Source organism: Cutibacterium sp., from assembly GCF_030525615.1.
Classification (GTDB): domain Bacteria; phylum Actinomycetota; class Actinomycetes; order Propionibacteriales; family Propionibacteriaceae; genus Cutibacterium.
Genome location: NZ_JAUNEJ010000001.1, coordinates 520,157 through 546,684, shown reverse-complemented (window position 1 = coordinate 546,684; position 26,528 = coordinate 520,157). Strand labels below are relative to the sequence as shown.

Below are 26,528 nucleotides of genomic sequence, written 5' to 3'. Positions count from 1 at the left end.
GAAATCAGTTCGATTGAGTATCTAACGGATTGAATAGGGCTGGTAATAGGCCAGGGTGACCGCAGCCCCGGACCGTCACCAGGTCAGGAGAGCTTCTCCAAGATGAGTTCCCTGACCCGCTTGGCATCTGCCTGTCCTTTCATGGCCTTCATGACCTGACCGATAAGGGCACCCGCCGCCTGGATTTTGCCGCCACGAATCTTCTCAGCAATCTGCGGATTCGCCGCGATGACGTCGTCAACCGCCGCCCCAAGGGCAGCATCGTCTGAAACGACCGCCAGCCCTCGTCCGTCGACGACCTGCTGGGGATCCCCCTCTCCAGCGATGACACCGTCGATGACCTGACGAGCCAACTTATCGGTCAGGGTGCCGTCGTCAACAAGCTTCTGCAGCTGGGCCACCTGGGACGCACTCATACCGACCTCTGACAGCTCCACCCCTGCTTCATTGGCGCGACGTGACAGTTCAGTGAGCCACCACTTACGCGCAGCAGCAGGTTGGCATCCGGCGTTGACAGTCTCCTCAAGCAGGTCAAGGGCACCCGCATTGATGACAGCGGTCATCTCTCGTTCGGAGAACTGCCACTGAGAGGCTAGGCGAGCCTTCTTGGCCGCTGGCAACTCGGGCAGCCCGGCGCGCAGTTCTTCCACCCACTCCCGGGAAGGCGCGATGGGCACTAGGTCAGGCTCGGGGAAATAGCGGTAATCCTCAGCGTCGGACTTGTCACGCCCGGCGATGGTGTATTCGCCACTTTCCTGCCACATCCGGGTCTGCTGACGGACCTTGCGTCCCTCAGCAAGGACGAATCCCTGCCGTTGAATCTCGTAGGTCAAGGCTCCCTCGACCGAGCGCAGCGAGTTGACGTTCTTGGTCTCGGTGCGAGTGCCCAAGGTCGTGCTACCACGCGGCATGAGGGAGACGTTGGCGTCACACCGCAGGTTTCCCCGCTCCATCCTGGCCTCGGAGACTCCCAGAGCGATCATGATGTCGCGCAGCTGAGCCATATAGGCACGTGCCACTTGCGGCGCCTTGTCCCCCAGCCCGCGGATCGGCTTAGTGACGATCTCGATGAGTGGGACACCAGCCCGGTTGTAGTCCATGAGGGAGTAACTGGCACCGGAGATACGCCCGTCAGAACCACCGACGTGCAGAGACTTGCCGGCATCCTCTTCCATATGGGCACGCTCGATGTCGACGCGATACGTCTTGCCGTCGACCTCGACGTCGAGCCAGCCGTCATAGCAAATCGGCTCGTCGTACTGAGAGGTTTGGTAGTTCTTCGTCATGTCCGGATAGAAGTAGTTCTTGCGGGCCATGCGACACCACTCGGCGATTTTGCAGTTGAGGGCCAAGCCAATGCGAATGGCCGACTCGACAGCGTGGCCGTTGATGGCTGGCATGGATCCGGGAAGCCCCAAGCACACCGGACAAACGTTGGTATTGGGCTCCTTCTCGGTGTCAGTGGAGCATCCGCAGAACATCTTGGTCGCCGTCGACAACTCGACGTGAACCTCGAGCCCGATGACCGGCTCGTAATCGGCCATCACCTCGTCATAGGGCAGCAGCTCATCAGTCATCGTGCCTCTCCCCTCAGCTCGGGAGCCTGCGCAAGCAGCGGGGCACCCCACTTCTCGTCCAACAGTTGTTCCAGGGCCGCACCGACTCGGTAGACGCGCTCGTCAGCCATAATCGGGGCCATGACCTGCATACCAACCGGCATCCCGTCGGTCTCGGACAGACCAATGGGGAAGGCCCCTGCAGGACTACCAGCCATATTCGCCGGAATAGTGCACAGATCAGAGCGGTACATCGCCATGGGGTCAGCGGTGCGCTCCCCCAACCGGAAAGCCGTGGTCGGGGTCGCCGGAGAAACCAGCACGTCACAGCTGTGCCATGCATTCTCAAAATCACGCTGGATGAGGGTGCGAACCTTCTGGGCCGAACCGTAGTAGGCGTCGTAATACCCGGCTGACAGGGCGTAGGTGCCAAGGATGATACGTCGCTTGGCTTCGGCACCGAATCCGGCACCTCGGGTGGCCCGCATGACCTGTTCGGCAGAATGCTCACCATCGTCGTCAACGCGCAGTCCGTAGCGCATGGCGTCATAGCGAGCCAGGTTGCTGGAGACCTCGGCGGGCTGAATCAGATAGTAGGCAGGCAGGGCGAGGTCGAAGTTGGGACAGGAGACCTCGACAATATCGGCACCTGCCTTTGTCAAGATCTCAACAGCTTCGTTGAAGCGTGCTTCGACCTGAGGGTCGTATCCGTCACCGGCAAATTCGCTGACAACCCCGATCCGCATACCTGAGACATCTGGCTGATTGGCAGCCGCTACGACGTCCGGGGTGGGCTGGTCGATAGTCGTCTGGTCCATTGAGTCATGACCGGCCATTGCCTGGTGCAGTAAAGCTGCGTCCACGACAGTACGAGCACAGGGGCCAGGAGTGTCCAAGGAGGAGGCCATTGCGATGACGCCATACCGAGACGTCGACCCATAGGTCGGCTTGATACCAACGGTGCCAGTCACCGCGCCAGGCTGGCGGATGGATCCACCGGTGTCGGTACCGAGAGCCAACGGCGCTTCGAATGCAGCCAAGCTGGCGGCCGATCCACCACCCGAACCGCCGGGAACGCGGTCCAGGTCCCACGGATTGTGGGTAGGGCCGAAGGCGGACGTTTCGGTCGACGATCCCATGGCGAACTCGTCCAAGTTCGTCTTGCCCAAGATCACCATGCCGGCATCTCTACATCGGGTGACAATTGTGGAGTCATAGGGCGGAATCCACCCCTCCAGCATTCGAGAGGACGCCGTGGTAGCCAGCCCCTTGGTGCAAAAGAGGTCCTTGACGGCCAGCGGGACACCAGCCAGCGGGCCCAGCTTCTCGCCGGCTGCAATGCGAGAGTCAATACGGCGGGCAGCCTTCAAAGCACCGTCGTGATCGACCAGCAGGAAAGCATGAATGCTCCCGTCAACGTCGTCGATACGATCCAGATGGGCCTGGGTAACCTCTTCGCTGGAGACCTCGCGGGAGGCGATACGTGCACCGAGTTCGGCGGCGGTCAGGGTCAACAGCTCGTTCACTGCGCCTCCTCGTCCAAGATACGAGGCACGCGAAAGCGCTGATCCTCGCTGCGCGGAGCCATCGCCAGGGCGTCATCAGCCGACATTGACTCCTTGATGACGTCCTCACGAAAGACGTTAGACAACGGCAGAGCGTGCGAAGTAGGTGGCACGTCGTCGGTGGCGACGGCTGACACTGCGGCCACGGCGTCGAGAATCGCGTCAAGCTGAACAGCCAGATACGAGGTCTCGTCGTCAGTGAGGTCAATGCGTGCCAGGCCGGCCAGGCGAACGACGTCATCCGGCGTGAGGGCCACGATAAATCTCCTGGTTGACGGCATGGGGGCGGAAATACCCTCGGACCATCCTAGGACTACTGACTGACACGACCGCCAGATGAGCACATCCTCCCGATGATGACCCGCCGGAATACCCATCCAGTTTGGGATCATCGGATTAACCCGCAACAATGAGTAAGTGCTCATGATTCGTATTCAGCTGCCAGACACGCCAGGTTCGCTGGGCTTGGTGGCGACCGCCATGGGCACTGCCGATGCCGACATATCCGCAATTGAGATTGTCGAAACCGGTGACGGATACGTCGTCGATGATTTTATGCTGACTCTTCCCCCCACCACGATGCCTGACACTTTGGTATCCGCCTGCGACATGCTGGATGGTGTTCAAGTACTGTGGCTGAGTAGGTATCCGGAAAACTGGAGTATTGAATCCGATATTGCAGCGTTGAATCGGATGTCTGAGGATCCGGAGCATTCTGCTGAAATTCTGTGTGGAGCTGTTCCGGTCGTCTTCCACACCCAGTGGGCGGCACTCTTTGACGACAACGGACAGGTCATCATTTCCACTGCGTTATCTCCTGAATTCACTCCTGATGGAATCGCACGCCTGACGCCGATGAATCGTTCCCATGTCACCGAGCTTGAGGCAGGTTGGATGCCCGGCTGGGGTGATACCGTGATCGCGGTCGTCCCCCTGTCGAGAGGACGCTGTCTCGTCGCGGGACGCCAGGGCGGTCCGGGATTCCTGGCTTCCGAGCTCAACCGCCTACAACACATGGCTGCCCTAGCCAACTGAGGCCCAATGGAGGTCTATCTCACCTGGCAGTTTTGGTACCAGGTTCTGTCAGCTTTCGCCTTCGGCGTGGCTTCCAGTTTGGTGCCCGTGCTCAATTCCGAGTTGTTCATCGTTGGCGCCTTGGGATCCAAACTCCTGGGCCCTCTGGAAGTCGCCCTGGGACTTGCGCTAGGTCACGGCGTTGGCAAGCAGATCATGTTCATCGGTATCCGGCGGGGGTCGCAATCACGATGGATCAAACACAAGGAGCCCAAGCCGGTTCCAGAGGGCTCCTGGCGGTGGCGACTACGCCGATGGAATGACACGGCTGCCCACTTGGTGGAAACACCGCGCTGGGGAATGCCGCTGCTGTTCTTCTCGGCCATTACCGGTATTCCGCCTGTCTACCTCGTCGTCATCTATGCGGCAACGACCAAAATGAACTTCTGGTGGTTCTCGTTGTGGGTCACCGTCGGATTCTTCATCAGGTGTTACCTCTTGGCCCTGGCGACCCAGTACGGTTTTCACCTCATCATCTGACGCATAACGATCTGACAATGGCCCGCCGAAGCTTTCGTCATCCGCCCATGACGAGCATTCTGAAGAAGAAGTACCCCACCCCCACCAACGCCGCGAGAGCAATGACGAAGGCGATGGGTGCGAGAACTCGCTGCACCTTCTTGCGCTTCGTTGTCGGGACACCGGAGGGGGCCCATTGCTTCTCGCCTAAACGCGGCCGGGTACGTTCCGGCGTTTGGCCGTCCAGGTTGAGGTTGGTGAAGAAACCCACGCTCGGAACCCTACCCGCTCAACCCGCTTGATCCAGTTGCTCATCGACAAGGTCAGCTGCTCGTCTCAGCGTCCGACAGACCTCGGCGGCGGAACTGCGTGACCATCCGGCGAGTCCACACGCAGGTGTCATAACCCCTGAGCGCAGCAGTGTGGGGTCAACCTGAATGCGTCGTGCCAGCCACAACACGCGGTCGATAAGACGATCAACTGACGGCACTTGGTCGACTTTCATGGTGTCGATCACTCCCATGCCCAGGCGTCTTCCCGACTCCACCCACTGCGCAGCAGAATCAAGGTGCGCAGCAGAATCAAGGTGTGCAGCAGAATCAAAGGAGATAGCGTCAGTGATGTCACACCACATCGTCGAGAATCCAGCATTTCCTGCCAGCGTCCACGGGATCGGATCGCCACAACAGTGCATTCCCACCTCAAGATCGCCGCAACCACGAATAACTGTGTGCCACAGTCGGGTCGCGGTGGTGGCTTCCATCGCGGGGTGGCGATACAAACCCGATTGAGTGGGAATGGATCCTGCCAGCACGCCAGGTGCAGCAGGCTCGTCAATCTGTATCGCCCAGGTCACCTGTGACATCCGACGACGCAGCTCCGCCAGCAGCTGGCTGATCCCCTCCGCCAAGCTGGCCGTAACGTCGGCCAAGGCAGCCGAATCCGCGAGAATCGACTCCCCGGAACGCAGGTGCAGACCCGTCGCCAAGGTCAAAGGTCCGGTCACCGAGATCTTGACGGTGGCCTCCTCGTCTGCCAACACCTCCTCGAGGTCGTCAAGGTCGCTTCGCAACAAGGAACGCGCGGAACGAGCGGCATGATCGGTAGCATCGGCCAGCCGCCATCCGCCTGGTCCGTGATCGACAGGTAGGTCGACGAGGAAAGCTGTTGCTCGCCCAATCATGTGAGCGCCAACTCCACGAGCCGGCAACTCGGGCAGCGGAACGAGCTCATCGAAGATTTCCGTCATCGCGGCCACAGCGCCACGCATATCAGTGCCCGGTAAGGATCCGATCCCGCTAGCGATCATGCTGCTTGCTCCGCCGTCATTCCGGCTCGGTCGGTCCCGCAAATGGTTGCCGATCCGACGACAAGGTCGTCGTCGTAGAAGACCGCAGCCTGGCCGGGAGCGACTCCGCGCAGTGTTTCCTCAAGGTCGATTGCGACTCCGCCGGCAACCGTGGCAATGGTGGCGTCAACCGGGTTGCCATGGGCGCGCACCTGAACTTGACCGTTCCACCTTTGAGCAGGCTCGCCAGAACACCACACCGGGCGGATGGCTTCGATATGGCTGACGTTCAGCCCTTCTGCTCCACCGACGACCACCGTGTTGTTGACTGGTTCGATGTCGAGGACATAGCGGGGCTTACCGTCCGGGGCAGGAATACCTAGTCGCAGTCCACGGCGCTGTCCGATAGTGAAGTGGTGATACCCGTTGTGGTGACCGACGACGGCGCCGGACTCGTCGCGAATTTCTCCGTCGGCCGAGCCGATTTTCTCTGAGAGCCAACCGGGGGTGTCGCCGTCCGGGATAAAGCAGATGTCATTGGAATCGGGCTTATCAGCCACCGACAGACCGAGGTCGGCTGCTTCCTTCCGGACATCGGTCTTGAGGGAGTTCCCGAGTGGGAAGAGCGAATGGGACAGTTGGTCCTGGTTCAAGACCGCCAGCACATAGGACTGGTCCTTGCCTGGATCGACCGACCGATACAACCTTGTCACACCGTCGACGACCTCGGTACGGGCGTAATGGCCGGTGGCAACGGCGTCGTAGCCAAGGTCGAGTCCTCGTTCCAGCAGAGCGGCGAACTTGATCCTCTCGTTGCATCGCAAGCAGGGGTTAGGGGTTCGCCCTGCCTGGTATTCGGCGATAAAGGGGTCGATGACTTCCGCAGCAAAGCGGTCGGAGAAATCCCACACGTAGAACGGAATTCCCAGTCTGTCTGCAGCCCGCCTGGCGTCAAAGGAATCCTCCAGGGAGCAGCACCCTCGCGATCCTTCCCGGTGCGAGCGCGGGTTGCGCGACAACGCCAAATGCACACCCGTGACATCATGTCCTGCGACGACGAGGCGGGCTGCAGCGACAGCGGAGTCGACTCCTCCCGACATAGCAGCGAGAACCTTCACAGTGATTCCTCTCCATGGATGTGCAGTGGTGTGGATCGGTGCTGACTATGAGACGATGATAGGGAGTGACGACAACTCACCGCGCACCGCTGGCTTGGGAGATGGCTGCCGGCAAAACGGCGAGCAACCGGTCGACGTCAGCCTCAGTGGTGGTGTAACCCATCGAGATCCGAACCCCTGAGGCCGCTGTCTCGTCATCACGGCCCATCGCCAGCATTGTCGGTGAGGGTCGAGAAACTCCGGCATGGCAAGCCGATCCAGCTGACAGATCGACTCCGTGCCGATCAGCGAGCATGACGATATCGTTTCCTCGCGCCCCGGCAATGCTGAGGTGAATGATGGTAGGACTCGTCGCAGCAGACTGGTCCACACTGACCCCTGGGATTTGCTGGCACGATTGAACAATGCGCCGCCGCCAGTTCTGCCAGCGAGCCGTCATGACATCAAACTCATCACTACAAGCCCGCAGAGCAGCCGCGAACCCTCGAGCCAACGCCACCGGCTGAGTACCGGACCGAATCCCGTATTGCTGCCCACCTCCCGGCGAGACGGGGTGCAGCTCAACTCCCCTGCGAACCCACAGCGCCCCGATACCGACGGGACCACCGATCTTGTGGGCAGAAAAAGACGCCAAGTCCACTCCCCACTGGTCCAAGTTCACCGGGATATGACCGAGGGCTTGAACTGCGTCAGTGTGCATGAGAGCTCCGGCCTGATGGGCCTTCGCCGCGATGTCACTGACGGGTTGACATACCCCGGTTTCGTTGTTGACGGCCATCACCGAAACAACGTCGAGGTCATTGCCAGGCACAGCGGCAGCAAGCGAATCAGGATCGACGACCCCATTCCGATCGACTGGAAGCACCGTGACGCGCTCACCTAGCAGCCACGGAGAACTCACCGTGGAGACAGCGGGATGTTCGATCGCCGAGACAACCGCGTGGCCGTGCTGGGTCGCTCCCATCACCGCCAACATGTCCGCCTCGGTTCCTCCGCTAGTGAACACGATTTCCAGCGGACCCACGCCGAGCAGGCTGGCGATCTCCTCTCGGGCGTCTTCAAGCAAAGCGCGTGCGGCACGCCCTGATCCGTGGATTCCGCCAGGGTTTCCGGGCACCAGTTCGGCCATGGCATGCAGGGCTTCCGGACGTAGCGGGGAGGTCGCCGCGTGGTCGAAATAGGCACGAACGTGATGTACTGAGCCGAGCTGCGATTGCGACACGCCTTATCCTTCCTGACGACTCCTTGACGTTACTGCCGATTGGCGAAGTATGGAATTGTGCGCTGTCGCTGCTGCGGACCCAGCGGCCGACTGTGACTAAAGTTATTCGTCGTTCTGTTGACGTTCCGACCATTGTCCCCAACGAAAGGCCTCTATTGTGACCGACACCAACGCGGCGCCATTCGACACCAGCGCGCTCGGCTCTACCCTGGTTGACGGCGGCTGCCGTTTCGGCTTGTGGGCACCGCGCGCCGAGCGTGTCGAGCTGGCACTCGTGGCAGATGACAGGTCACAGGTCAATCACGACATGACCATGGACGAGCATGGTGTGTGGACCATTGAGGTCCCGGGCGTGACCGCCGGCCAACGCTACGGTTACCGAGTTCACGGTCCGTGGGACCCTGACCGTGGTATGAGGTTCAATCCGGCCAAGCTGCTTCTCGACCCTTACGCTAAGGCCATTACCGCCGGTGTCGATTACCACGGGCCGATCATGGACCACACCCCGGAATCGAACTACGAGCCGGACCCGACCGACGATGCGACTTCTGTCCCGTTGGCCGTGGTGATCGAGGATACCGAGCCACCAAAGCCCATCGCTCACCGTCGCGACATCAGCGAGTCAGTCATCTACGAAACCCACGTTAAGGGCTACACCCGCCTGCATCCCCTGGTGCCTGAACATCTGCGTGGCACCTATGCCGGTCTGGCCTACCCAGCGGTCATCGAACACCTCACCTCCATTGGTGTCACCGCCATTGAATTGTTGCCGGTCCAACAATTCGTCTCAGAACCCTTCGCTGTCGGACGTGGTTTGTCGAACTACTGGGGTTACAACACCTTGGGGTTCTTCGCTCCTCACGCCGCCTACTGTTCGGTCGGTTCCATGGGCGCCCAGGTGCGCGAATTCAAGGAGATGGTGACAGCCTTCCACGAAGCTGGGATCGAGGTCATCCTCGATGTGGTCTACAACCACACCGGTGAAGGCGGCCACGAGGGACCTACTCTGTCCTTCCGCGGTATCGACCACGAGTCCTATTACCGACTCACCAATGACCACCGCAACGACTACGACGTCACAGGTTGCGGTAACTCGGTCGACACCTCCCATCCTGAAGTCCTTGCTCTGGTTCTTGACTCCTTGCGGTATTGGGTCACCCAGATGGGGGTTGATGGGTTCCGATACGACTTGGCAACCACCCTCATCCGCGACGAGTCCCACGGGGTTGACCAGAACCATCCATTCAAGCAAGCCCTCGTCAACGATCCGGTGCTCAACAAAGTCAAGCACATCGCCGAACCGTGGGATCTTGGCCCTTACGGTTACCAGGTCGGCGCCTGGGGCCCACATTGGAGCGAATGGAATGACCACTTCCGCAATTACATTCGTGATTTCTGGCGCGGTGCCGTCTGCGGGGTCGAGGAACTAGCCACCCGGCTGTCCGGATCCCCAGATCTCTACGGTCAGCCAACCTCGAGCGTCAACTTCGTCACCGCCCATGATGGCTTCACTATGCGTGACCTTGTCACCTACAACATGAAGCACAATCACGACAACGGTGAGGGCAACCACGACGGGTCCAATGACAATCGGTCCTGGAATTGCGGCTGGGAGGGTGAGACCACCGATCAAGCCATTGTCACGCTGCGTCATCGTCAAGTCCGCAACTTCGTTGCTACTTTGCTGCTGGCTACCGGTGTCCCGATGATAACTGCCGGCGACGAGATGGGCCGTACTCAGCAAGGCAACAACAACGCCTACTGTCAGGACTCTCCTATTTCGTGGCTGGATTGGGACGACGCCGAGGACTGGTCCGACGTCACCGACCTTGTCCGCACCCTCACCGCTCTGCGCCGCGACCATCCTGTTCTTCGCCCGTCGATCTATCGTCACCATGACCCGGTGGGCCACTCGTCCGATGCCGGGCGCGTCGATCTTGCCTGGTTCTCCGGTCATGGCGGCGAGATGGTCACTGAGGACTGGCATGACGAGGGCCGTCGTACCTTGGGTATGTACACCAGCGACGACAACGAGGCCTTCCTCGTCTGGTTCCACGCTGGCGACCATCCCGTCGAGGTCATCCTGCCGAGTCCGCGTTGGGGCCAGTCCTGGCAGGTGGTTGCCTCGACGGTCCTGCCCGGCGAGATTCCAGACGAGCCCGTCCCTGCTGGTCTGTCGATCACCCTGCCGAGCAGGTGCGTGGTCGTCATGCAGGCCGCTTTGGCGGCTGACACCCATCAGTGAAGGTCTCACCGATCAGGTGCGCCCCAAGCGCACACGCGGCAGACCATGAGTGCAACATCGGCTCTGTTCCACGCCAATGACTGAGGTTGGCTGCTGAGATTCACTGCTCGGCAGACACCTTTCACACCTTCTTAGCAGCACGTGGCACATGAGTTTGCCCTCGAAAGGCGGCTGCGAACCATGACGAGTCGGAACTGGCCACGGTAGCCTATGCTCCGTGTGGAGGATCAACAGGCGAGATCGCCGTCAACACGATAATGACCCCAAGGACAAGAACGTTCAGGTGAACCTTCCCGGCCCGCAGGACTCACCCGAACCGGTCGATCCTGTCGCCTCTGCTGAGTCGCCGGAATCGGTTTTTCCCCCCAAGACGCCGTCACCGCGTCACGCCGCCGCACCCACCTCAGATGATGAGGCTCTCCTGGCGACCACCTCGGCCATCGACGTCCCTGGTCGTCCGCCGCTTCGTGGCTTCGGGCGGATCCCCGTCCACAATGTCCGTCCTGAGGTCGAAGGTGGCCAGCTGCCGATCTACTCCGTCGTCGACGAGGAGTTCGAGGTCACAGCCAATGTCTTTCGCGAAGGCCATGACGCAGTCGGTGCCAGCGTCGTGCTCACCGATCCGGACGGTAACCGTCACATCACCGATATGCACCAGGTCGAGCCTTGGGGCTTGGACATCTGGAAAGCCCGCGTCTCAGCCGGTGCCGAGGGTGACTGGACGATGCACGTCGAGGGATGGTCCGATACTTGGGGCACTTGGCACCACAATGCCGACGCCAAACTGGCCGCCGGTATCGACGTCGAGCTCGTCTGTGCCGAGGGCCACGCCCTCATCGACCAGGCCATCACGCACGCCGAACAGACCGGAGACGCAGCTGCCGTGGCAGTTCTCAGCGAAGCTGACTCTAGCCTGACCCCTGACCGTGCCCCGGACTCGCTGCGCCAGGTCATCAATACCTTCGTCTTCTGCGAGGCGATGCGCGCCCACGCCCCGCGTCCCCTCACTTCTCCCACCATCCCGACACCACTGCGAGTCGAGAGGCGTCGTGCCCTCTACAGCTCCTGGTATGAATTCTTCCCGCGCTCCCAGGGCGCCCATATGGGTGAGGACGGTCACTGGGTCTCCGGCACCTTCGATTCCTCCTGGGAGCGACTCGATGCCGCTGCTGCGATGGGATTCGACGTGGTCTACCTACCGCCCATTCATCCCATCGGAACCGCCTTTCGCAAGGGCAAGGACAACACCCTGACCCCAGGTCCAGACGATCCCGGTTCTCCATGGGCCATCGGTTCGTCGGCTGGCGGCCATGACGCCATCCACCCAGATCTGGGAACTTTTGAGGACTTCGATCGTTTCGTTGCTCGCGCCCATGACCTAGGCATGGAGGTAGCTCTGGACTTCGCCTTGCAAGCTTCGCCGGACCACCCGTGGGTACAAGAGCACCCAGAGTGGTTCACCACCCGAGTTGACGGCACCATCGCCTACGCGGAGAACCCACCGAAGAAGTACCAAGACATTTACCCGATCAACTTCGACAATGACCCGGACGGTATCTACCACGAATGCCTGCGGCTACTTGAACTGTGGATTTCCCACGGCGTGACGATCTTCCGAGTCGACAATCCGCACACCAAACCGGTCAGCTTTTGGGCCTGGCTGCTGGAGCAGGTACATCGTCGCCACCCAGAGGTCATTTTCCTCGCCGAGGCCTTCACCCGTCCTGAAATGATGGCCGCCTTGGCCAAGGTCGGCTTCCAGCAGGGTTACTCGTACTTCACGTGGCGAACCGCCAAGTGGGAGTTGGAGGAGTACCTCGATGAGGTCTCGCACCAGACCGCGCACTTCTACCGTCCGAATTTCTTCACCAACACCCCTGATATCAACCCGATCTATCTCAATGACGGCAACCCGGCCGGATTCGCCATTCGTGCCATCCTGGCGGCGACGATGAGTCCGTCGTGGGGTATGTACTCCGGGTTCGAGATCTGCGAACATGAACCGCTGCCCGGACGCGAGGAATACGCCCACTCCGAGAAGTACGAGTACCGTCCCCGCGACTTTGACTGTCAGCCAAACATCACGCTGCTCGTCACTCGTCTCAATGAGATCCGTCGGGCGCACCCGGCTTTGCAGCAGTTGCGTGACACCACGATTCACCATGCCCCACACGACAAAGTATTCGTTTTCTCCAAGAAGGCCGGGGACGACGTCGTGATTGTCGTCGTCTCGCTGGACCCGGTGTGGGGCGTGGAGTCGCAGGTCATGTTGGACATGGCTGCGCTTGGACTCAACAACGACGACACATTCGCAGTCCACGACGAACTCACGGGTGCCGATTTCACGTGGCAGCAGCAGGCTTTCGTCAGGCTCTACCCGGCCCAGCCGGCACACATCCTGCATATACGAAAGATCACCTCATGACCACCCGGTTGCAGCCGACGGGACACTGACAGCCGCGATACCGCCCGATGGCTGAAAGGAGACACATGACCGAGTGGGACAGCCCAGAGGTCCGTGACCGGCTCTGGGTCCATATCAGCACCGCCCGGTGGTTCTCCGGCAAAGGCAGAGACGGCACTTTGGCCAGACTGCTTCCGCTGGCTCCCGTCGTTGATGAGGACAATCTGTCGGTGGTGCCCGTCATTGCCCTCGTGTGTTATCCGCAATTCCCTCAGGAGTACTACCAGCTTCTGCTGGCCCTGCGACCCGCTACTCCTGGGGGACTCGCACAGATTCATCGTCATGGTCAGCCCGTCACCGTCACTGACGCCACCACTGATGAGGAAGCCCTCACCGCCTGGGCCAGGACCATCCTTGAACGCGATCCTCAGGCAGCTGACGGGTCCTGGCAGCTGCACCGGCTTGGGAATACTCCGGGACCGGTACCCACCGCCACGCGCTTCGCTGGCGAGCAGTCGAATACCTCGATCATCGTCGGCACCACCATCATCAAGATGTTTCGCCGCCTGGAAGCCGGTGACAATCTCGACATCACCATCCACCGCAGCCTCAATGACGCCCACGTTTCCTCAGTGGCCAAGCTTTACGGCTACATATCCGCACACATCCCGGGCGAGCAAGACGGTCACACCGATCTGGCCATGGTAATCGAAAGGTTCCCACAACCTCAGGACGGCTGGGAACTCATCACCTCGCAGGCCGCTGATCTGGCCGACGTCACTCATCTTGTCGCCGACTTGGGGCGATGCCTGAAAACCATTCACTGCGCTCTAGAACAGACCTTCGCGACAGCCGAGTTGGACGGCACTCAGATTGCCGACGCCATGGTGCGCCGCCTCGATGCCGCGACAGCGGCAGCCCCGGCCCTCCAACCGTACCGAAACCTCATCATCTCCCGCTACGACAAGCTGCGTGGACGCCACCTTGCCGCTCAGCAGGTACACGGGGATTTTCACCTCGGTCAGACCTTGTTGACTCCCGACGGTTGGCGGGTCATCGATTTTGAAGGTGAGCCGCTCAAGCCGCTGACAGAGCGTCGACTGCCCGATTCCCGGTGGCGTGATGTGGCAGGAATGATGCGCTCGCTGTCGTACGCCACTTCGGCTCATCCCCAGCCCACTGCACCGGAAACCTTGGCGTGGGCACGACGAGCCCGCGAGGCTTTCTTGGACGGCTATGGTCAGCCAAATAACGCTGAACGCGATGTGTTGGCCGCCTATGAAGCTGACAAGGCCGGCTACGAAGTCGTCTATGAAACCCTCAATCGGCCGACCTGGGTTGACATCCCGCTGACAGCCATACGAGTGATGGGGCAAAATTAGTGGTATTCACGCCCACCCATATAGCGGCGTCGGGTCACAGACCTGATGGCCATACCCACACCAATGACGTGCCAGGAGGACGACATGGCTCACGATGAGTTCGGAGGACTCACCGGTTGGGATCTCGAGGGATTCCATTCCGGTGGGGACACAGAGGTGTGGAAGAGGCTCGGGTCTCATGTGGTCACCATTGATGACGACGAACGTGGCCCCATCACCGGAACCCGTTTTGCTGTTTGGGCTCCCAACGCCCGGGCCGTCGAGGTGATTGCCGACTTCAACTGGTGGACCGGAGATCCTATGCGTCTCATCCCTGGATCTGGTGTCTGGGGCACCTTCATTGAGGGAGTCGGCGAAGGTACCCTCTACAAGTTTCGCATTCAGGATCAGTGGGGCAACTGGCACGAAAAAGTCGACCCGTTGGCCCGCTACTGCGAGCAGGCCCCGCACAACGCCTCCATTGTCACCGAGACCCACTACGAGTGGAATGATGACGCATGGATCTCCCACCGTGAGGCCTCCCACGCCCACGCTGAACCGATGAGTATCTACGAGGTCCACCTCGGCGGGTGGCGTCACGGGTTGAACTACCGCCAGTTGGCTGATGAGCTGGTCAGCTACGTGCTGTGGCAGGGCTACACCCACGTGGAGTTCATGCCGCTGGCAGAGCACCCCTTCGCTCCGTCGTGGGGTTACCAGGTCACCGGGTACTTTGCCCCGACGAGCCGCTACGGCTCCCCTGATGATCTGCGTTACCTCATTGACAAGCTGCACCAGGCCGGTATCGGCGTCATTGTGGACTGGGTTCCCGGCCACTTCCCCAAGGACGAGTGGGCCTTGGGCCGCTTCGACGGCACCGCCCTCTATGAGCACGCCGACCCGCGTCAGGGTGAGCACATGGACTGGGGCACCTACATCTTCAACTACGGCCGCAACGAGGTGAAGTCTTTCCTGGTCTCCAATGCGTTGTACTGGATCGACGAGTTTCACGTCGATGGACTGCGCGTCGATGCCGTCGCCTCCATGCTGTACCTGGACTATTCCCGCCCAGAGGGCCAGTGGGTGCCCAACAAGTATGGCGGTCGCGAGAACTTGGAAGCCATCGACTTCCTTCGCTACGTCAACTCTCACCTGTATTCGCGCTACCCCGGTATCCTCATGATTGCCGAGGAGTCGACGAGCTTTCCCGGTGTCACCAAGCCGGTCGATGACGGCGGCCTGGGGTTCGGATTCAAGTGGAACATGGGCTGGATGAACGACTCCCTGCGCTACATGGGGCTCAATCCTTTCCATCGTCAGTACCATCACAACGAGATGACGTTCGCGATGGTCTACCAATACTCGGAGAACTTCATCTTGCCGATCAGTCACGACGAGGTCGTGCACGGCAAAGGGTCCATGATAAGCAAGATCCAGGGTGACGATTGGCAGCAGTTTGCCTCCCTGCGAGCCTTTTACTCCTATATGTGGTCTTTCCCGGGCAAGCAGCTCATCTTCATGGGCCAAGAGTTCGGTCAACGTCACGAGTTCGATGAGTCGGTCAGTTTGGAGTGGTTCGTCGCTGATCTGTGGGGCCATGGCGGCCTCAAGCGGCTCTTCCGCGACCTCAACAAGATCTACAAGGAGAACCCCGCGCTGTGGCAGCTTGACAGTGATCCGCGCGGATTTGAGTGGATCAACGCAGACGACGCTGGAAACAATCTGTTCTCGTGGCTTCGCCGCAGTGAGGACGGATCGACAATCGCCTGCTTCACGAACTTCTCTCCCAACCCGCAGACTGACTACCGGGTTGGACTGCCGAAAGAAGGTGTGTGGTCAGAAATCCTCAACACCGACGCGTTGGAGTATGACGGGACAGGGGAATTCGGCAACCTCGGCCAAGTCATTGCCACACCTTTACCGGACGCTGATCGGTTCCCTGCCGTCGCCACCGTGTGCGTCCCACCGATGGGTTCGGTGTGGCTACGCCACGATCCGGTGGCAACTGCTGCGCTGCCTGGTGACGCGGGAATGCAGTGACATTGACAAGGAGGATGATTCGTGGTCGATGACCAGTCCGATCCCGACGACTTTCGGATCCAGGTCGAGGTGGTGGATGACTCGGGCCGTCTCCTACTCGACGATCCGCCATATCCAGAGGGTTTGACGCGAGCAATTTCACTAGCATCCGACGATGCCATCCTTGGACATGATGTGCGTCGCCTTGAGGCCCGCGTGGCCGTCGACGACAAAGAAGTCATCCATGCCCTGCACCGGGCCGGATATCGGCGGGAGGGACGACTGCGGCAGGCTCGCAGCGCAGACAACGGCTGGGTAGACGAATTCGTCTATTCCCGATTAGCCACTGATGAGATCTACACCCGCACCGGCCACACCGGGATGCTTGACTCGGTGCTGCCCACCAAACGCGTCATTTCTCACGTTCTGGTTCGCGATGAGAAAGGGCGTGTCCTGTTGTGCGAAACGACCTACAAACCGGACTGGGAACTTCCCGGCGGCGTCGTCGAGCCGGTGGAATCACCCCATGCTGGAGCTATTCGAGAGTGTCAGGAAGAATTGGGAGTCACCCTTGACATCCCCGCTACTCCCGTCCTCATCGACTGGATGCCGCCTGCCCTGGGATGGTCTGACGCCATCGAGTTCATCTATGACGCGGGTGTCGTCGATCCCTCCCACACTGCCGTCATGACTCCTGCCGACGGCGAAATCGGCCATCTGCACTGGGTGGATCCTGATGATGTCTCCGAGCACGTCACCGCACTATCGGCCCGCCGTATCGCAGCCATGCTGACAGACTCCACCCCACGCGCCACCGAAAATGGCTTTCCGCTGTAGCAGCACGTCTCGACAGGGAGACGATCAACGCTCTGGGTGTCTCGCGCCAACAGAGATATCCAAGTGTCGGCGGAACCAACCGTCGGGGTCCCAATCTAGGACTGGGGCGGCCATGCCACCCACCGCATGAAGGTGCAGGAAATCAAGCTGGTGTGATTACTAGATCACCCCATGCCAAGCCTGAAGCTCAGCACGTCTCCTTTTCGGAAGGAAAGAAAACGAGTGGTAGAATCCTGATCCTGGCGTAACCCACGGATCACGTTTGCGTACTTCCACTGGGCTAGCCGCAACCGGGCAGTGTGTACAGACCATATGACTTGGAAATTTTATTCGAAGACCAAGAGATCGAATGTGTAATACGACGTCACACTAAAAGTGCCGGTACCACATCGAGAATTAGATTAAGAAGTCAAATAATCATAAAGGAGTACTGATGAGTTCAAGTAAGCGTGCGCGTAAGTCCGTAGCAGGGTTATGCGCCTTGGCGGTCGGAGGGACATTAACTGTAACGGGCCTGTTGTACCCGTCTGCGTATGCGGCCGACCCCGATAATGCCAGCACTGTGGCTGCTGAGGAGACACCCCAGGCAACTGACAACAACCAGCCCAAGTGGGAAGACCTCGACGTCGTCGCCGGCCAGTCACAAACAGGCCCCGCCCCCACCGACACCGAAGGAAAAGACGGATTCCCCAAAGGCACCACCTTCAAATGGGTCCCCACCCCCCAATACGAACAAGTCCGTAAATGGATCACCGTCGACGAAACCACCGGCAAGATCACCGCTTCCCCAGCCGAAGACGTCACCCCCGGCCACTACACCGTCCGGGTTGACGTCTTCTACCCAGACGGCACCTTCGACACCGTCAACTCCCGCGTCAACGTCACCGCGCCCCAGGCGCCTGGTTCTGACTGGCCGGATACCCCGACGGTTCCTGGCGAGCCGGTTGACATCCCCAACACTGGTGGCGATGTTCCTGAAGGTACGACCGTCGAGACCGATGGCCCCGGTAAGGCTGAGATCGATCCGGAGACCGGTACGATCAAGGTGACTCCTGATGAGTCCGCCAAGCCTGGCGACGTCATTAAGGTGACTGTGCGTGACGGCGATGGCAAGGTCCTCGATGAGGTCACGGTTTCGGTGAAGGAGCCGGCTGCGTCACCGACGCCTACCCCGTCGCAGCCTGCTGCCGCGCCAAAGGCCCCGGCCCCGTCACAGTCTGCTCAGGTGACTGCTGTTCCGACCCAGCTCCCGCGTACGGGTGCTTCGGGCGAGACCCAGTCTCCGCTGACTGGATTGGCGGTAGGTGGAGTGACACTGCTGGTGGCCGGTAGCGCGGCTTACGCTGTGCGTCGCCGCTACAACCACTGAATCAACTAGCACCTGCTAGGACACGAAGTAAGGGTCGCCTCGTTACGAGGCGACCCTTACTGGTTCATGACTCTTCCAAGGTGCAGGAGGTGACAACATGGTGATCGGGGCCTCCCTCGTCATGCAGTTGCGCCAGTCTTGGACACCTGCGCCGTGCAAACTGGCGCAACTGCACAAAATTGACGCAAGTCACAACTGAGGTGCCCCGAAAGAGCAGCTGTTCATAAAGGAGGATGCCTACACAGCCTCGATGACCACACGACTGTTGTTGAGTCCCACGGCGTCACTACCCCAACACCGCCACGTCATCAACCGTCGACGCCCCAGCCCGCATTGTTGAGCGACGCCTCGGCAGATGTCGACAGGACTCCCCATCACTCCCGTGCTGGCAGAATCGGGGAGGAAACGATGGTCTCTGCGATGCCTCCAGGAACCTCCGCCGTCACGAGGGAACCGTCTGCACGCCGCAGTCCCGAAACCGGGTGCGTTCCGCGCAAGCTAGGACGAAGCGGCCCTTGGTCGCTCAGCGGAACCCGAACCGGCTCTACACCAATGTGGTAAAGCTCGCCACGCACCGTCACCTCGCGGTCATGTCCCGACAGAATCTGGAAGGTGATCGCGTCACGTTCCAGCTTTACGAGCATATGGGAATCCCCGATGAGCATGTGGTGCTTGATTGAAGTCCACTGTGCCGGCAGACGCGGATCAAAACGCAGGTTTTCCCGATCATTACGCATACCTACGAATCCATGGACCAAGCACCCCCACACACCAGCGGTAGAGGCAACATGAACGCCATCCGACGCATTGTGATGAGTATCAGCTAGGTCGCAGTAGAGAGCGTCAAGGAAGTACTCCATGGCCATTTCCTGATGACCCACCTCAGCTGCCATCACCGATTGAACCACTGCCGACAGGCTCGAATCACCTGTGGTGATCGGGTCGTAGTACTCGAAATCGGCAAGCTTCACCGCCTGGGTGAATTGGTCACCCTGCAGGAACAGGGCCAGAACAACGTCGGCCTGCTTGAGCACCTGGAACCGATAGATAACCAGCGGATGATAATGCAGCAACAGCGGACGTTTATTGTCGGGGGTGTTCTTGAGATCCCACAATTCCCGGGACAGGAATTGATCGTCCTGGGGATGAATACCGAAGGTGTCATCAAACGGGATGACCATTCCGGCGGCGCACTCTTCCCAACCACCGACCTCGTCCTCACAGAGGCCCAATTCGGAGCACAAATGCTCGTACCACAGTGGGTCTTCATCGCGCATACGCCTCATGACGCTAGCGGCGTCAATGAGATTCGCTCGAGCCATGACGTTGGTGTAGAGGTTGTTATTGACGACCGTGGTGTATTCATCGGGACCAGTCACTCCATGAATGTGGAATTCCCGGCCACCGTTAATCCGCCAGAAGCCCAGATCTGCCCACATTCGGGCCGTCTCCACCAGAACCGGAGCGGCATCACGGAAGAGGAAAGCCTTGTCCCCTGTCGCGCGGGCATGATTCATGATTGCGTGAGCTATGTCAGCATTGATGTGGTATTGAGCCGTACCTGCCGCGTAAAAGGCTGACGCTTCCTCACCGGTGATGGTCCGCCAGGGGAAGAGAGCTCCCCGCTCGGACAGTTCTTCGGCTCGTCGTCTGGCCTGGGGCAGGGTGTTGACGCGGAACCGCAGCGCATTCTCAGCGATCCTCGGATGGGTGTACGTCAACATTGGGATGACGTAGACCTCGGTGTCCCAGAAGTAATGGCCTTCATAGCCGGATCCGGTCACACCCTTGGCGGGGATACCGAGCTGGTCAGCACGGGCTGAAGCCTGAGCGATCTGGAAAAGGTTCCAGCGCACCGCCTGCTGAATGCCAGTCGGCGCGCCTTCGATCTCGACATCAGCCGTCGCCCAGTAACCGTCGAGCCAATGACGCTGCTCGTCGTAATAGATCTCATGGCCCTGCTCGCGCACCCGATCGAGACTGCGGCGGACACGGTCGAACAGCTCATGGACCGGAACTCCACGCGAAGAGTGGTAGGCCACTGCCTTGTTGACCCGGATGGGACGGCCCTGAGTGGCTTCAATCCGGTAAACCCGCTTGCCACACCCAGGCTCGGTGTCGATGAGGGAGACATACTCATTGTCGGTCGTAATCTCATGGTCAGCACCAACAGCCAGTGTCATCCCAGATCGGGCCGTGTGGAACCCCAGGATCATCCGGCGGTCTGAGTGCCAATCCTTGTCAGCAACGAGAACCTTGTCGGCAAATTTCCGGGACTGCCGAGGATCATCAGTCGTTTCTGAATCCTCAGGACGACCGTGATACTCATCCATACCGTCCTGACGGTTAAGGATCTGAGAACTGATGACAATGGGAGCGTCCCCCTCCAACATCGTCACCTCAATGGTCATGAAAGCCATGTGACGGTGGGTGAAGGAGACCATTCGAGAAGTCGCAACTCGCAACAGTTTGCCGGCTGGGGTACGCCACACCAGTTCGCGGCGGAGTACTCCTTCGCGAAAATCGATCCACCTCTTGTACGACTGGATCTCGTTGACGCTGAGCAGCAACGGCTCATCGTCAACATAGAGCTTCATAAGTTTCGCATCAGGGACGTTCACAATCGTCTGTCCGGTGCGCGCAAACCCGTAAGCGTTCTCAGCATGATGGATGTCCCAAATCTCATGGAACCCGTTGATGTAAGTGCCATGAGCGAAGGAATCTCGGCCTTCAGACGGATTACCACGCATCCCGAGATACCCGTTGCCGACCGAGAACAAGGTCTCCGTCTTTCCCAGATCATCGGTACTTGGCGAGGTCTCGACTATCGCCCAGGGATCGTCAGGGAAGCGCCATCGATCCATCGGGTCGGTACCCGTTCGCGTCATGCCATCTCCTCAGCCATCTCGTCAAGGTCATCAACCACTCGGTCAGCACCGGCCTCACGCAGCCGGTCTGTACCGACACCACGATTAACGCCAAGCACCATTCCAAAACCACCCGCTGCTCCGGCACGCACCCCCGAGACCGCGTCCTCGACGACAACGCACTGACCAGCGGGCACCCCGAGCAGCTCAGCTCCACGCAGGTAGGTGTCGGGGGCAGGTTTTCCGGGCAAGTTCTCCGCTTTCGACCGGTTACCATCAACCAGCACCGAAAAATCATCTCTCATTCCGGCTGCTTCGAGTACCTCGGCAGCGTTCCGTGACGACGACACCACAGCCATGTCGACTCTTCGGGTATGGAGCAGGTCCACCCACCGGCGGGACCCCGGGTAAGGCTGGATGCCGTCGCGAGCCAACACCGCGTTGAACAGCTCATTCTTTCGGTTACCCAGGCCACAAACAGTATGAACATCGGGACCATCGGAAGGCTCACCCTCCGGGAGTGTGATGCCGCGACTGGCAAGAAAGTCACGTACCCCGTCGTAGCGGGGTTTACCGTCGACGTAAGCGAAATAGTCCTCATCGGTGTAAGGGGCGCGGCCCTCGTGATGGGCCAATTCCTCGTTAAACATCTCACCCCAGGCACGCATGTGAATCAGCGCGGTAGGAGTGAGGACGCCATCAAGGTCAAACAAAACGGCATGGAACTTCTCGTCGAATGGGATCGAGACCATGGCTCCTATGCTATTGGTCGACGCCGACACGTCCAGCTCAGTTGAGACCACAGCGACTCCCATATGCTAACGGCCCGGGGGCATATTCCCGGGCCGCCACCACGTTTCCATGCGGTTGTCAGAATAATGCCGCTGCTAGCGAACGTCGCGCCGCTGCCACATCCGGATCGGACTGCCCCACCATGGCAAATAGCTCCAGTAGGCGAATACGAGCGGCTTCTCGCTCCTCGTCCTGCGTGGTGCGAACCACCTGGATGATCCGATTGAATCCATCAGCGGCCCTTCCACCCATGACCTCGACATCAGCTGCGGCCAGCTGAGCCTGAACATCGTGGGGATGTTGCTGGGCGGCAGTAAGCAGCGTGGCCGGGTCCTTGCCGTCTAGCCGACCCAACAAGGCCGCCCCATTGCGCCCGGCAATGAGGACTGCGTCATTGGGTTCCTTAGCCAACAACGCGTCATAAGCCGCAACGGCTTCGTCGAACTTCCCGGCGTCCAAGAGTTTTTCGGCCTCGACGGTACGCGGATCAGGACCGGCGGGCTTATCATTACTCGCCTCGACCGTCACCGGCTCGGCGCGACCAACCATCCCAGCGGCCGTTGCGGCCTGAGTCACCTGATCGGTGATCTGGCGGAACTGCTGTTCATCGATCGTGCCCTGTGCCAGCGGTGCCAGCTGTCCACCAATCACGGCGATAAGCATCGGGACGGCCTTCACGCCCAAGGTCTGGGCCAATCGCGGTTGAGCGTCTATGTCGATATGTACCAGCAACCATTTGCCAGCGGCCTCGTCGGTGACGCGACGAAGTATTGACGACATCTGTTGCGCCCCATGGGCCTTCGGCGTCGTCAGCTCCACAAGCACCGGGTACTGTACCGACTTCTGAAGCAACGAGTTGAAATTCTTCTCGGTGCCCTCGACCACCCAAGTCTTGGTGGTTCCTGAACCGGCAGGAGCAGGCCCGGCAGCAGAGTCCGGGGAACCGGCTGCGGCTGCCAGCCCCGACAGATCGACGGCATCATGACGATGAATCGAGTCAGAAGACATGTCATCCATTCAACCAGACCTCTCGTGATACTCCGTGACATCTGTGCCGAACGGTGACATTGGCGACAGCTGAGGGAGCCATCGACTTCAATCCTCGCGACGACTTACCCGGGCGCACCACTCGGTGAGACAATGGCCCCATGGCTCATGAACGTGCTGGGAAACCTGCCCAAGAATCCGATCTCATCGATGTCGATGCCCTCTTGTCGGCCTACTACGACATCACTCCCGATCCCTCCAACCCGGACCAGATGGTTGTCTTTGGCACCTCGGGTCACCGCGGATCCTCCTTGGACGGCGCCTTCAATGACGCCCATATCGCCGCGACGACCCAGGCAATCGTCGAGTATCGCGCCTCCCAGGGCATAGACGGTCCGCTGTTCATCGGTAAGGACACTCACGCCTTGTCCATGCCCGCATGGACCACTGCCATCGAGGTATTGCGTGCCAACGACGTCGAGGTCATTGCCGAGCATGACGACGAGTGGACCCCGACCCCGGCAGTCTCGCGAGCCATCATCGTCCACAACCGCCTGAGTGAGGGGCGCCAGGCTGACGGGATCGTCGTCACTCCCTCCCACAACCCGCCTCGCGACGGTGGCTTCAAGTACAACCCGCCGCACGGCGGCCCGGCCGACACTGACGCCACCGCCTGGATCGCTGACCGTGCCAACGACCTTCTCGCTGATCCTTCCAGTATCCGTCGCAAGCCCTACGAACAAGTACGCGATGAGGTCTCTCGCTTCGATTACCGCAGCGCCTACTGCGATGATCTGCGCAATGCCATCAACCTCGACGCCATTGAGGAGGCCGGGGTACACATCGGCGCTGACCCGCTGGGTGGAGCCTCGGTGCAATACTGGGAATACATTGCCGATCATCTCGGTATCGATCTGACGGTCGTCAACCCCAAGGTTGATCCGACCTGGCGGTTCATGACCCTCGACACCGACGGCAAGATCCGGATGGATTGTTCCTCCCCTGCCGCAATGGCCTCTCTCATCGCCAACAAAAATGCCTACGAGATCGCTACCGGTAATGACGCCGACTCCGACCGTCATGGCATTGTTACTCCCGACGCCGGACTCATGAACCCGAACGCCTATCTGGCAGTGGCAATCGGCTACCTCTTCGCCCATCGTCCCGGGTGGGGACCCGATGCCGGTGTCGGCAAAACCCTGGTGAGTTCTTCCTTGATCGACAAGGTGGCCACTGACCTCGGTCGTCGCCTCGTCGAGGTACCGGTCGGCTTCAAGTGGTTTGTCCCGGGCCTCATGCGCGGAGACCTTGGATTTGGCGGTGAGGAGTCTGCTGGAGCCTCTTTCCTTGATCTCGACGGCCAGACTTGGACCACCGATAAGGACGGAATCCTGCTTGCACTGCTCGCCAGCGAGATCAAGGCCGTTACCGGACGCTCCCCCTCTGAGCACTACGCCGATCTCGAAAGCCGCTTCGGCAAGTCCTACTACGCCCGCGTTGACGCCGATGCGAGTCGAGAGCAGAAGGCTCGCCTGAAGGCCCTCTCCCCTGATGACGTTTCTGCCGACACCATTGCAGGCGAGAAGATCGAGCAGATACTCACCAAGGCCCCCGGAAACGGTGCTCCCATCGGGGGTATCAAGGTCGTCACCGCAAATGCTTGGTTCGCGGCACGCCCGTCCGGCACAGAGGACAAATACAAGATCTACGCCGAATCCCTGCGTGACGCCGACCATCTGGCCGCTGTGCAGGCCGAGGCGCGCGACATCGTCGGCAAGGCTCTCAACAGCTAAATCGCGGCAACGACACCGTAGACATGGCTTCGCCCCGACCACCGGTGGTCGGGGCGAAGCCATGTCTGCCAGAGATCGGCTGTCAGAGAGCGATGGGGAACACGATCACTTGGGGTGAGCCAGGTTGGTCCGCAGCCCGGCCATCTGAATGACGCGTTGAATCGTCAGGTCGCGCTGTTCGGGGTGACCAACGTAGTCAATCTCACGCAGCCCCTGATCCTGGGCCGCAGACTCGAAGACGAAATGGCCATAACCGAGCAAACGGCCAAGGAAGGGCTGCTCAACGGAGATATCAAGAATACGGGTCATGGGCATCGTCGCCAGGTGCTGGTCGAAAATGCCATGCACACGGAACACGCGCATATTGGTGATGACGAAACGGTCCATATGGTCCAGGTGAAAGCGCAACGCTCCCCACGTTGCCAACGCGAGTCCCATCACGAAAGGTATGCCCCACCACCGCTGCGCAAAAACCATCGAGATGAACAGCAGAGCAGCCAACGCCATGGCGAAAGTCGGTGCCACCAAGACGATCCAGTGCTTGGGAACCTCGTCGATGACGTATTCCCCCTCGCTGACCAATAAGTGACGGTCAACGTCGGGGTCGATGAAACGCCGGATGACGTCGCGCAAGATTAGGACTGCCCGCCCAGCGCCCTGATGAATCCAAACAGGCCGCTGAAGAAGCCATGAATGACTCGGGCCGTGCCGTCTGGATCCGTGAAGACGTAGTACAGACAGAACACGACGAGGAATACAACGATTATCATGTGGATGGTCTTCTTCACTAAGGCTCCTTGCTCGGCACGTGGCCCGGGGAAGAGAACAGGGGCACTGCGAAACTATTGTCTCCCGAATGATCTGCTCTGCACCACTCGCAACGCCGAACAGGACTGACATCACCAGGACCGCTGCATGGACAGCACCACAACCGCATACGGTGCCAAAGATACTTGTGTCCGATTCTCACCCCGGCTAACCAAACATTGTCCGGCAGTGCAACAATCGAGATATGGAGAACTTCAACAACGATCCCTTTGCGTGTGTCGACCACGTTGGTTTCGCCGTCAAGGACATGGACGAGGCCATCAAGTACCACTGCGACGTCCTCGGCTTCCACGTCCTTCTTCGCGAGAAGAACGAAGGCCATGGTGTCGAGGAGGCCATGCTCGCCACCGGCAAGCGCGGCGAGGAGAGCACCGTCGTCCAGCTGCTTGCTCCTCTTAGCGAGGACAGCACCATCGGAAAGTACATTTCCAAGAACAAGAACATGATCCAGCAGGTGTGCTACCGCACCTACGACCTGGACAAGACCATCGCCACCCTCAAGGAGCGCGGCGCTGTGTTCATCGGTGAGCCTTCGACCGGAACCGCTGGATCCCGTGTCATCTTCCTTCACCCGAAGCACACCGGCGGCCTACTCATCGAGGTCACCGAGCCTCCGGCCGGTGGTATGCCCTACAAGGACTGACGCCACGCCGTCACAGTGAGAATCGAGCCCCGGGGACAATATCCCCGGGGTTCGTCTCGTCACGGTGAGTTGCACCGTTGTCATCCGGATCGAATTGGTAC

At 60.0% G+C, this 26,528-nt stretch carries 22 protein-coding genes; 10 read left to right on the top strand and 12 right to left on the bottom strand.

Annotated features, from left to right (window positions below; all coding sequences use genetic code 11):
• Positions 1-83: 83 nt before the first annotated feature.
• From gatB to gatC, 3 genes are read right to left on the bottom strand one after another with little or no spacing between them, the layout of a single operon-like run.
• Positions 84-1,577, bottom strand: a complete 1,494-nt coding sequence (gatB, locus tag Q4B98_RS02510) for an Asp-tRNA(Asn)/Glu-tRNA(Gln) amidotransferase subunit GatB (RefSeq protein WP_303195197.1) — start codon at positions 1,575-1,577, stop codon at positions 84-86.
• Positions 1,574-3,082 carry an Asp-tRNA(Asn)/Glu-tRNA(Gln) amidotransferase subunit GatA gene (gene gatA / locus Q4B98_RS02505; protein WP_303195194.1) on the bottom strand — a complete coding sequence of 503 codons (1,509 nt, stop codon included), beginning with the start codon at positions 3,080-3,082 and terminating at the stop codon, positions 1,574-1,576. Before gatA ends, gatB begins: the two co-directional genes overlap by 4 nt.
• On the bottom strand, positions 3,079-3,402 hold the full coding sequence (gene gatC, locus Q4B98_RS02500) for an Asp-tRNA(Asn)/Glu-tRNA(Gln) amidotransferase subunit GatC (protein ID WP_303195625.1): 324 nt from the start codon (positions 3,400-3,402) through the stop codon (positions 3,079-3,081). The genes gatA and gatC overlap by 4 nt, the downstream gene beginning before the upstream one ends.
• A 142-nt stretch (positions 3,403-3,544) precedes the next feature.
• Between gatC and Q4B98_RS02495 the strand changes: the two genes are divergently transcribed.
• Both Q4B98_RS02495 and Q4B98_RS02490 read left to right on the top strand, forming a co-directional pair.
• Positions 3,545-4,156, top strand: a complete 612-nt coding sequence (locus Q4B98_RS02495) for an amino acid-binding protein (RefSeq protein ID WP_303195192.1) — start codon at positions 3,545-3,547, stop codon at positions 4,154-4,156.
• Positions 4,157-4,162: 6 nt separating this feature from the next.
• Positions 4,163-4,675, top strand: a complete 513-nt coding sequence (locus Q4B98_RS02490; protein WP_303195190.1) for a VTT domain-containing protein — start codon at positions 4,163-4,165, stop codon at positions 4,673-4,675.
• Positions 4,676-4,712: 37 nt separating this feature from the next.
• Here the strand turns inward: Q4B98_RS02490 and Q4B98_RS02485 are convergent, their stop codons facing one another.
• From Q4B98_RS02485 to Q4B98_RS02470, 4 genes are all read right to left on the bottom strand, one after another.
• Positions 4,713-4,925, bottom strand: coding sequence for a hypothetical protein (locus Q4B98_RS02485; RefSeq protein ID WP_303195189.1), 213 nt, complete (start codon positions 4,923-4,925; stop codon positions 4,713-4,715).
• An 18-nt stretch (positions 4,926-4,943) separates the two neighbouring features.
• Positions 4,944-5,963 (bottom strand): methionine synthase, encoded by a 1,020-nt coding sequence (locus tag Q4B98_RS02480; protein ID WP_303195187.1) that lies wholly within the window; start codon positions 5,961-5,963, stop codon positions 4,944-4,946.
• Positions 5,960-7,060, bottom strand: a complete 1,101-nt coding sequence (gene mnmA, locus Q4B98_RS02475) for a tRNA 2-thiouridine(34) synthase MnmA (protein WP_303195185.1) — start codon at positions 7,058-7,060, stop codon at positions 5,960-5,962. The genes Q4B98_RS02480 and mnmA overlap by 4 nt, the downstream gene beginning before the upstream one ends.
• Before the next feature lie 76 nt (positions 7,061-7,136).
• Positions 7,137-8,282, bottom strand: a complete 1,146-nt coding sequence (locus Q4B98_RS02470; protein ID WP_368492279.1) for a cysteine desulfurase family protein — start codon at positions 8,280-8,282, stop codon at positions 7,137-7,139.
• A 157-nt stretch (positions 8,283-8,439) separates the two neighbouring features.
• Between Q4B98_RS02470 and glgX the strand changes: the two genes are divergently transcribed.
• The 6 genes from glgX to Q4B98_RS02440 all read left to right on the top strand — a co-directional run bounded on the left by glgX (position 8,440) and on the right by Q4B98_RS02440 (position 18,517).
• Positions 8,440-10,527, top strand: coding sequence for a glycogen debranching protein GlgX (gene glgX / locus Q4B98_RS02465; RefSeq protein ID WP_303195184.1), 2,088 nt, complete (start codon positions 8,440-8,442; stop codon positions 10,525-10,527).
• Between the two features lie 217 nt (positions 10,528-10,744).
• Entirely contained in the window at positions 10,745-12,952 is a 2,208-nt protein-coding gene (locus Q4B98_RS02460) for an alpha-1,4-glucan--maltose-1-phosphate maltosyltransferase (protein WP_303195183.1), read from the top strand.
• A 65-nt stretch (positions 12,953-13,017) separates the two neighbouring features.
• Positions 13,018-14,313 carry a phosphotransferase gene (locus Q4B98_RS02455; RefSeq protein ID WP_303195181.1) on the top strand — a complete coding sequence of 432 codons (1,296 nt, stop codon included), beginning with the start codon at positions 13,018-13,020 and terminating at the stop codon, positions 14,311-14,313.
• An 84-nt stretch (positions 14,314-14,397) separates the two neighbouring features.
• Positions 14,398-16,332: a 1,4-alpha-glucan branching protein GlgB gene (glgB, locus tag Q4B98_RS02450; RefSeq protein WP_303195179.1), complete on the top strand. Its 1,935-nt coding sequence runs from the start codon at positions 14,398-14,400 to the stop codon at positions 16,330-16,332.
• A 21-nt stretch (positions 16,333-16,353) separates the two neighbouring features.
• Positions 16,354-17,148 carry an NUDIX hydrolase gene (locus Q4B98_RS02445; RefSeq protein WP_303195177.1) on the top strand — a complete coding sequence of 265 codons (795 nt, stop codon included), beginning with the start codon at positions 16,354-16,356 and terminating at the stop codon, positions 17,146-17,148.
• A gap of 433 nt (positions 17,149-17,581) precedes the next feature.
• On the top strand, positions 17,582-18,517 hold the full coding sequence (locus tag Q4B98_RS02440; protein WP_303195175.1) for a Rib/alpha-like domain-containing protein: 936 nt from the start codon (positions 17,582-17,584) through the stop codon (positions 18,515-18,517).
• Positions 18,518-18,891: 374 nt separating this feature from the next.
• On the opposite strand, the gene Q4B98_RS02435 is transcribed toward Q4B98_RS02440, so the two are convergent.
• From Q4B98_RS02435 to Q4B98_RS02425, 3 genes are all read right to left on the bottom strand, one after another.
• A complete protein-coding gene (locus Q4B98_RS02435) occupies positions 18,892-21,405 on the bottom strand; it encodes a glycoside hydrolase family 65 protein (RefSeq protein WP_303195173.1) in 2,514 nt (837 codons plus the stop codon).
• Positions 21,402-22,136: an HAD family phosphatase gene (locus Q4B98_RS02430; RefSeq protein WP_303195172.1), complete on the bottom strand. Its 735-nt coding sequence runs from the start codon at positions 22,134-22,136 to the stop codon at positions 21,402-21,404. The genes Q4B98_RS02435 and Q4B98_RS02430 overlap by 4 nt, the downstream gene beginning before the upstream one ends.
• Before the next feature lie 118 nt (positions 22,137-22,254).
• Positions 22,255-23,193: a tetratricopeptide repeat protein gene (locus Q4B98_RS02425; RefSeq protein WP_303195171.1), complete on the bottom strand. Its 939-nt coding sequence runs from the start codon at positions 23,191-23,193 to the stop codon at positions 22,255-22,257.
• 131 nt (positions 23,194-23,324) lie between these two features.
• Here Q4B98_RS02425 and pgm point away from each other — a divergent pair, with 131 nt between their 5' ends.
• Complete coding sequence (pgm, locus tag Q4B98_RS02420; RefSeq protein ID WP_303195169.1) at positions 23,325-24,956, top strand: phosphoglucomutase (alpha-D-glucose-1,6-bisphosphate-dependent); 1,632 nt, start codon at positions 23,325-23,327, stop codon at positions 24,954-24,956.
• Positions 24,957-25,061: 105 nt separating this feature from the next.
• Here the strand turns inward: pgm and Q4B98_RS02415 are convergent, their stop codons facing one another.
• Together Q4B98_RS02415 and Q4B98_RS02410 are read right to left on the bottom strand one after the other, a co-directional pair.
• On the bottom strand, positions 25,062-25,589 hold the full coding sequence (locus Q4B98_RS02415) for a PH domain-containing protein (protein WP_303195167.1): 528 nt from the start codon (positions 25,587-25,589) through the stop codon (positions 25,062-25,064).
• 2 nt (positions 25,590-25,591) lie between these two features.
• Positions 25,592-25,744 (bottom strand): hypothetical protein, encoded by a 153-nt coding sequence (locus tag Q4B98_RS02410; protein WP_303195165.1) that lies wholly within the window; start codon positions 25,742-25,744, stop codon positions 25,592-25,594.
• Positions 25,745-25,968: 224 nt separating this feature from the next.
• Between Q4B98_RS02410 and mce the strand changes: the two genes are divergently transcribed.
• The gene (gene mce / locus Q4B98_RS02405) at positions 25,969-26,427 is read left to right on the top strand and encodes a methylmalonyl-CoA epimerase (RefSeq protein ID WP_303195163.1); all 459 of its coding nucleotides are present in this window, start codon (positions 25,969-25,971) and stop codon (positions 26,425-26,427) included.
• The last annotated feature ends 101 nt before the right edge of the window (positions 26,428-26,528 follow it).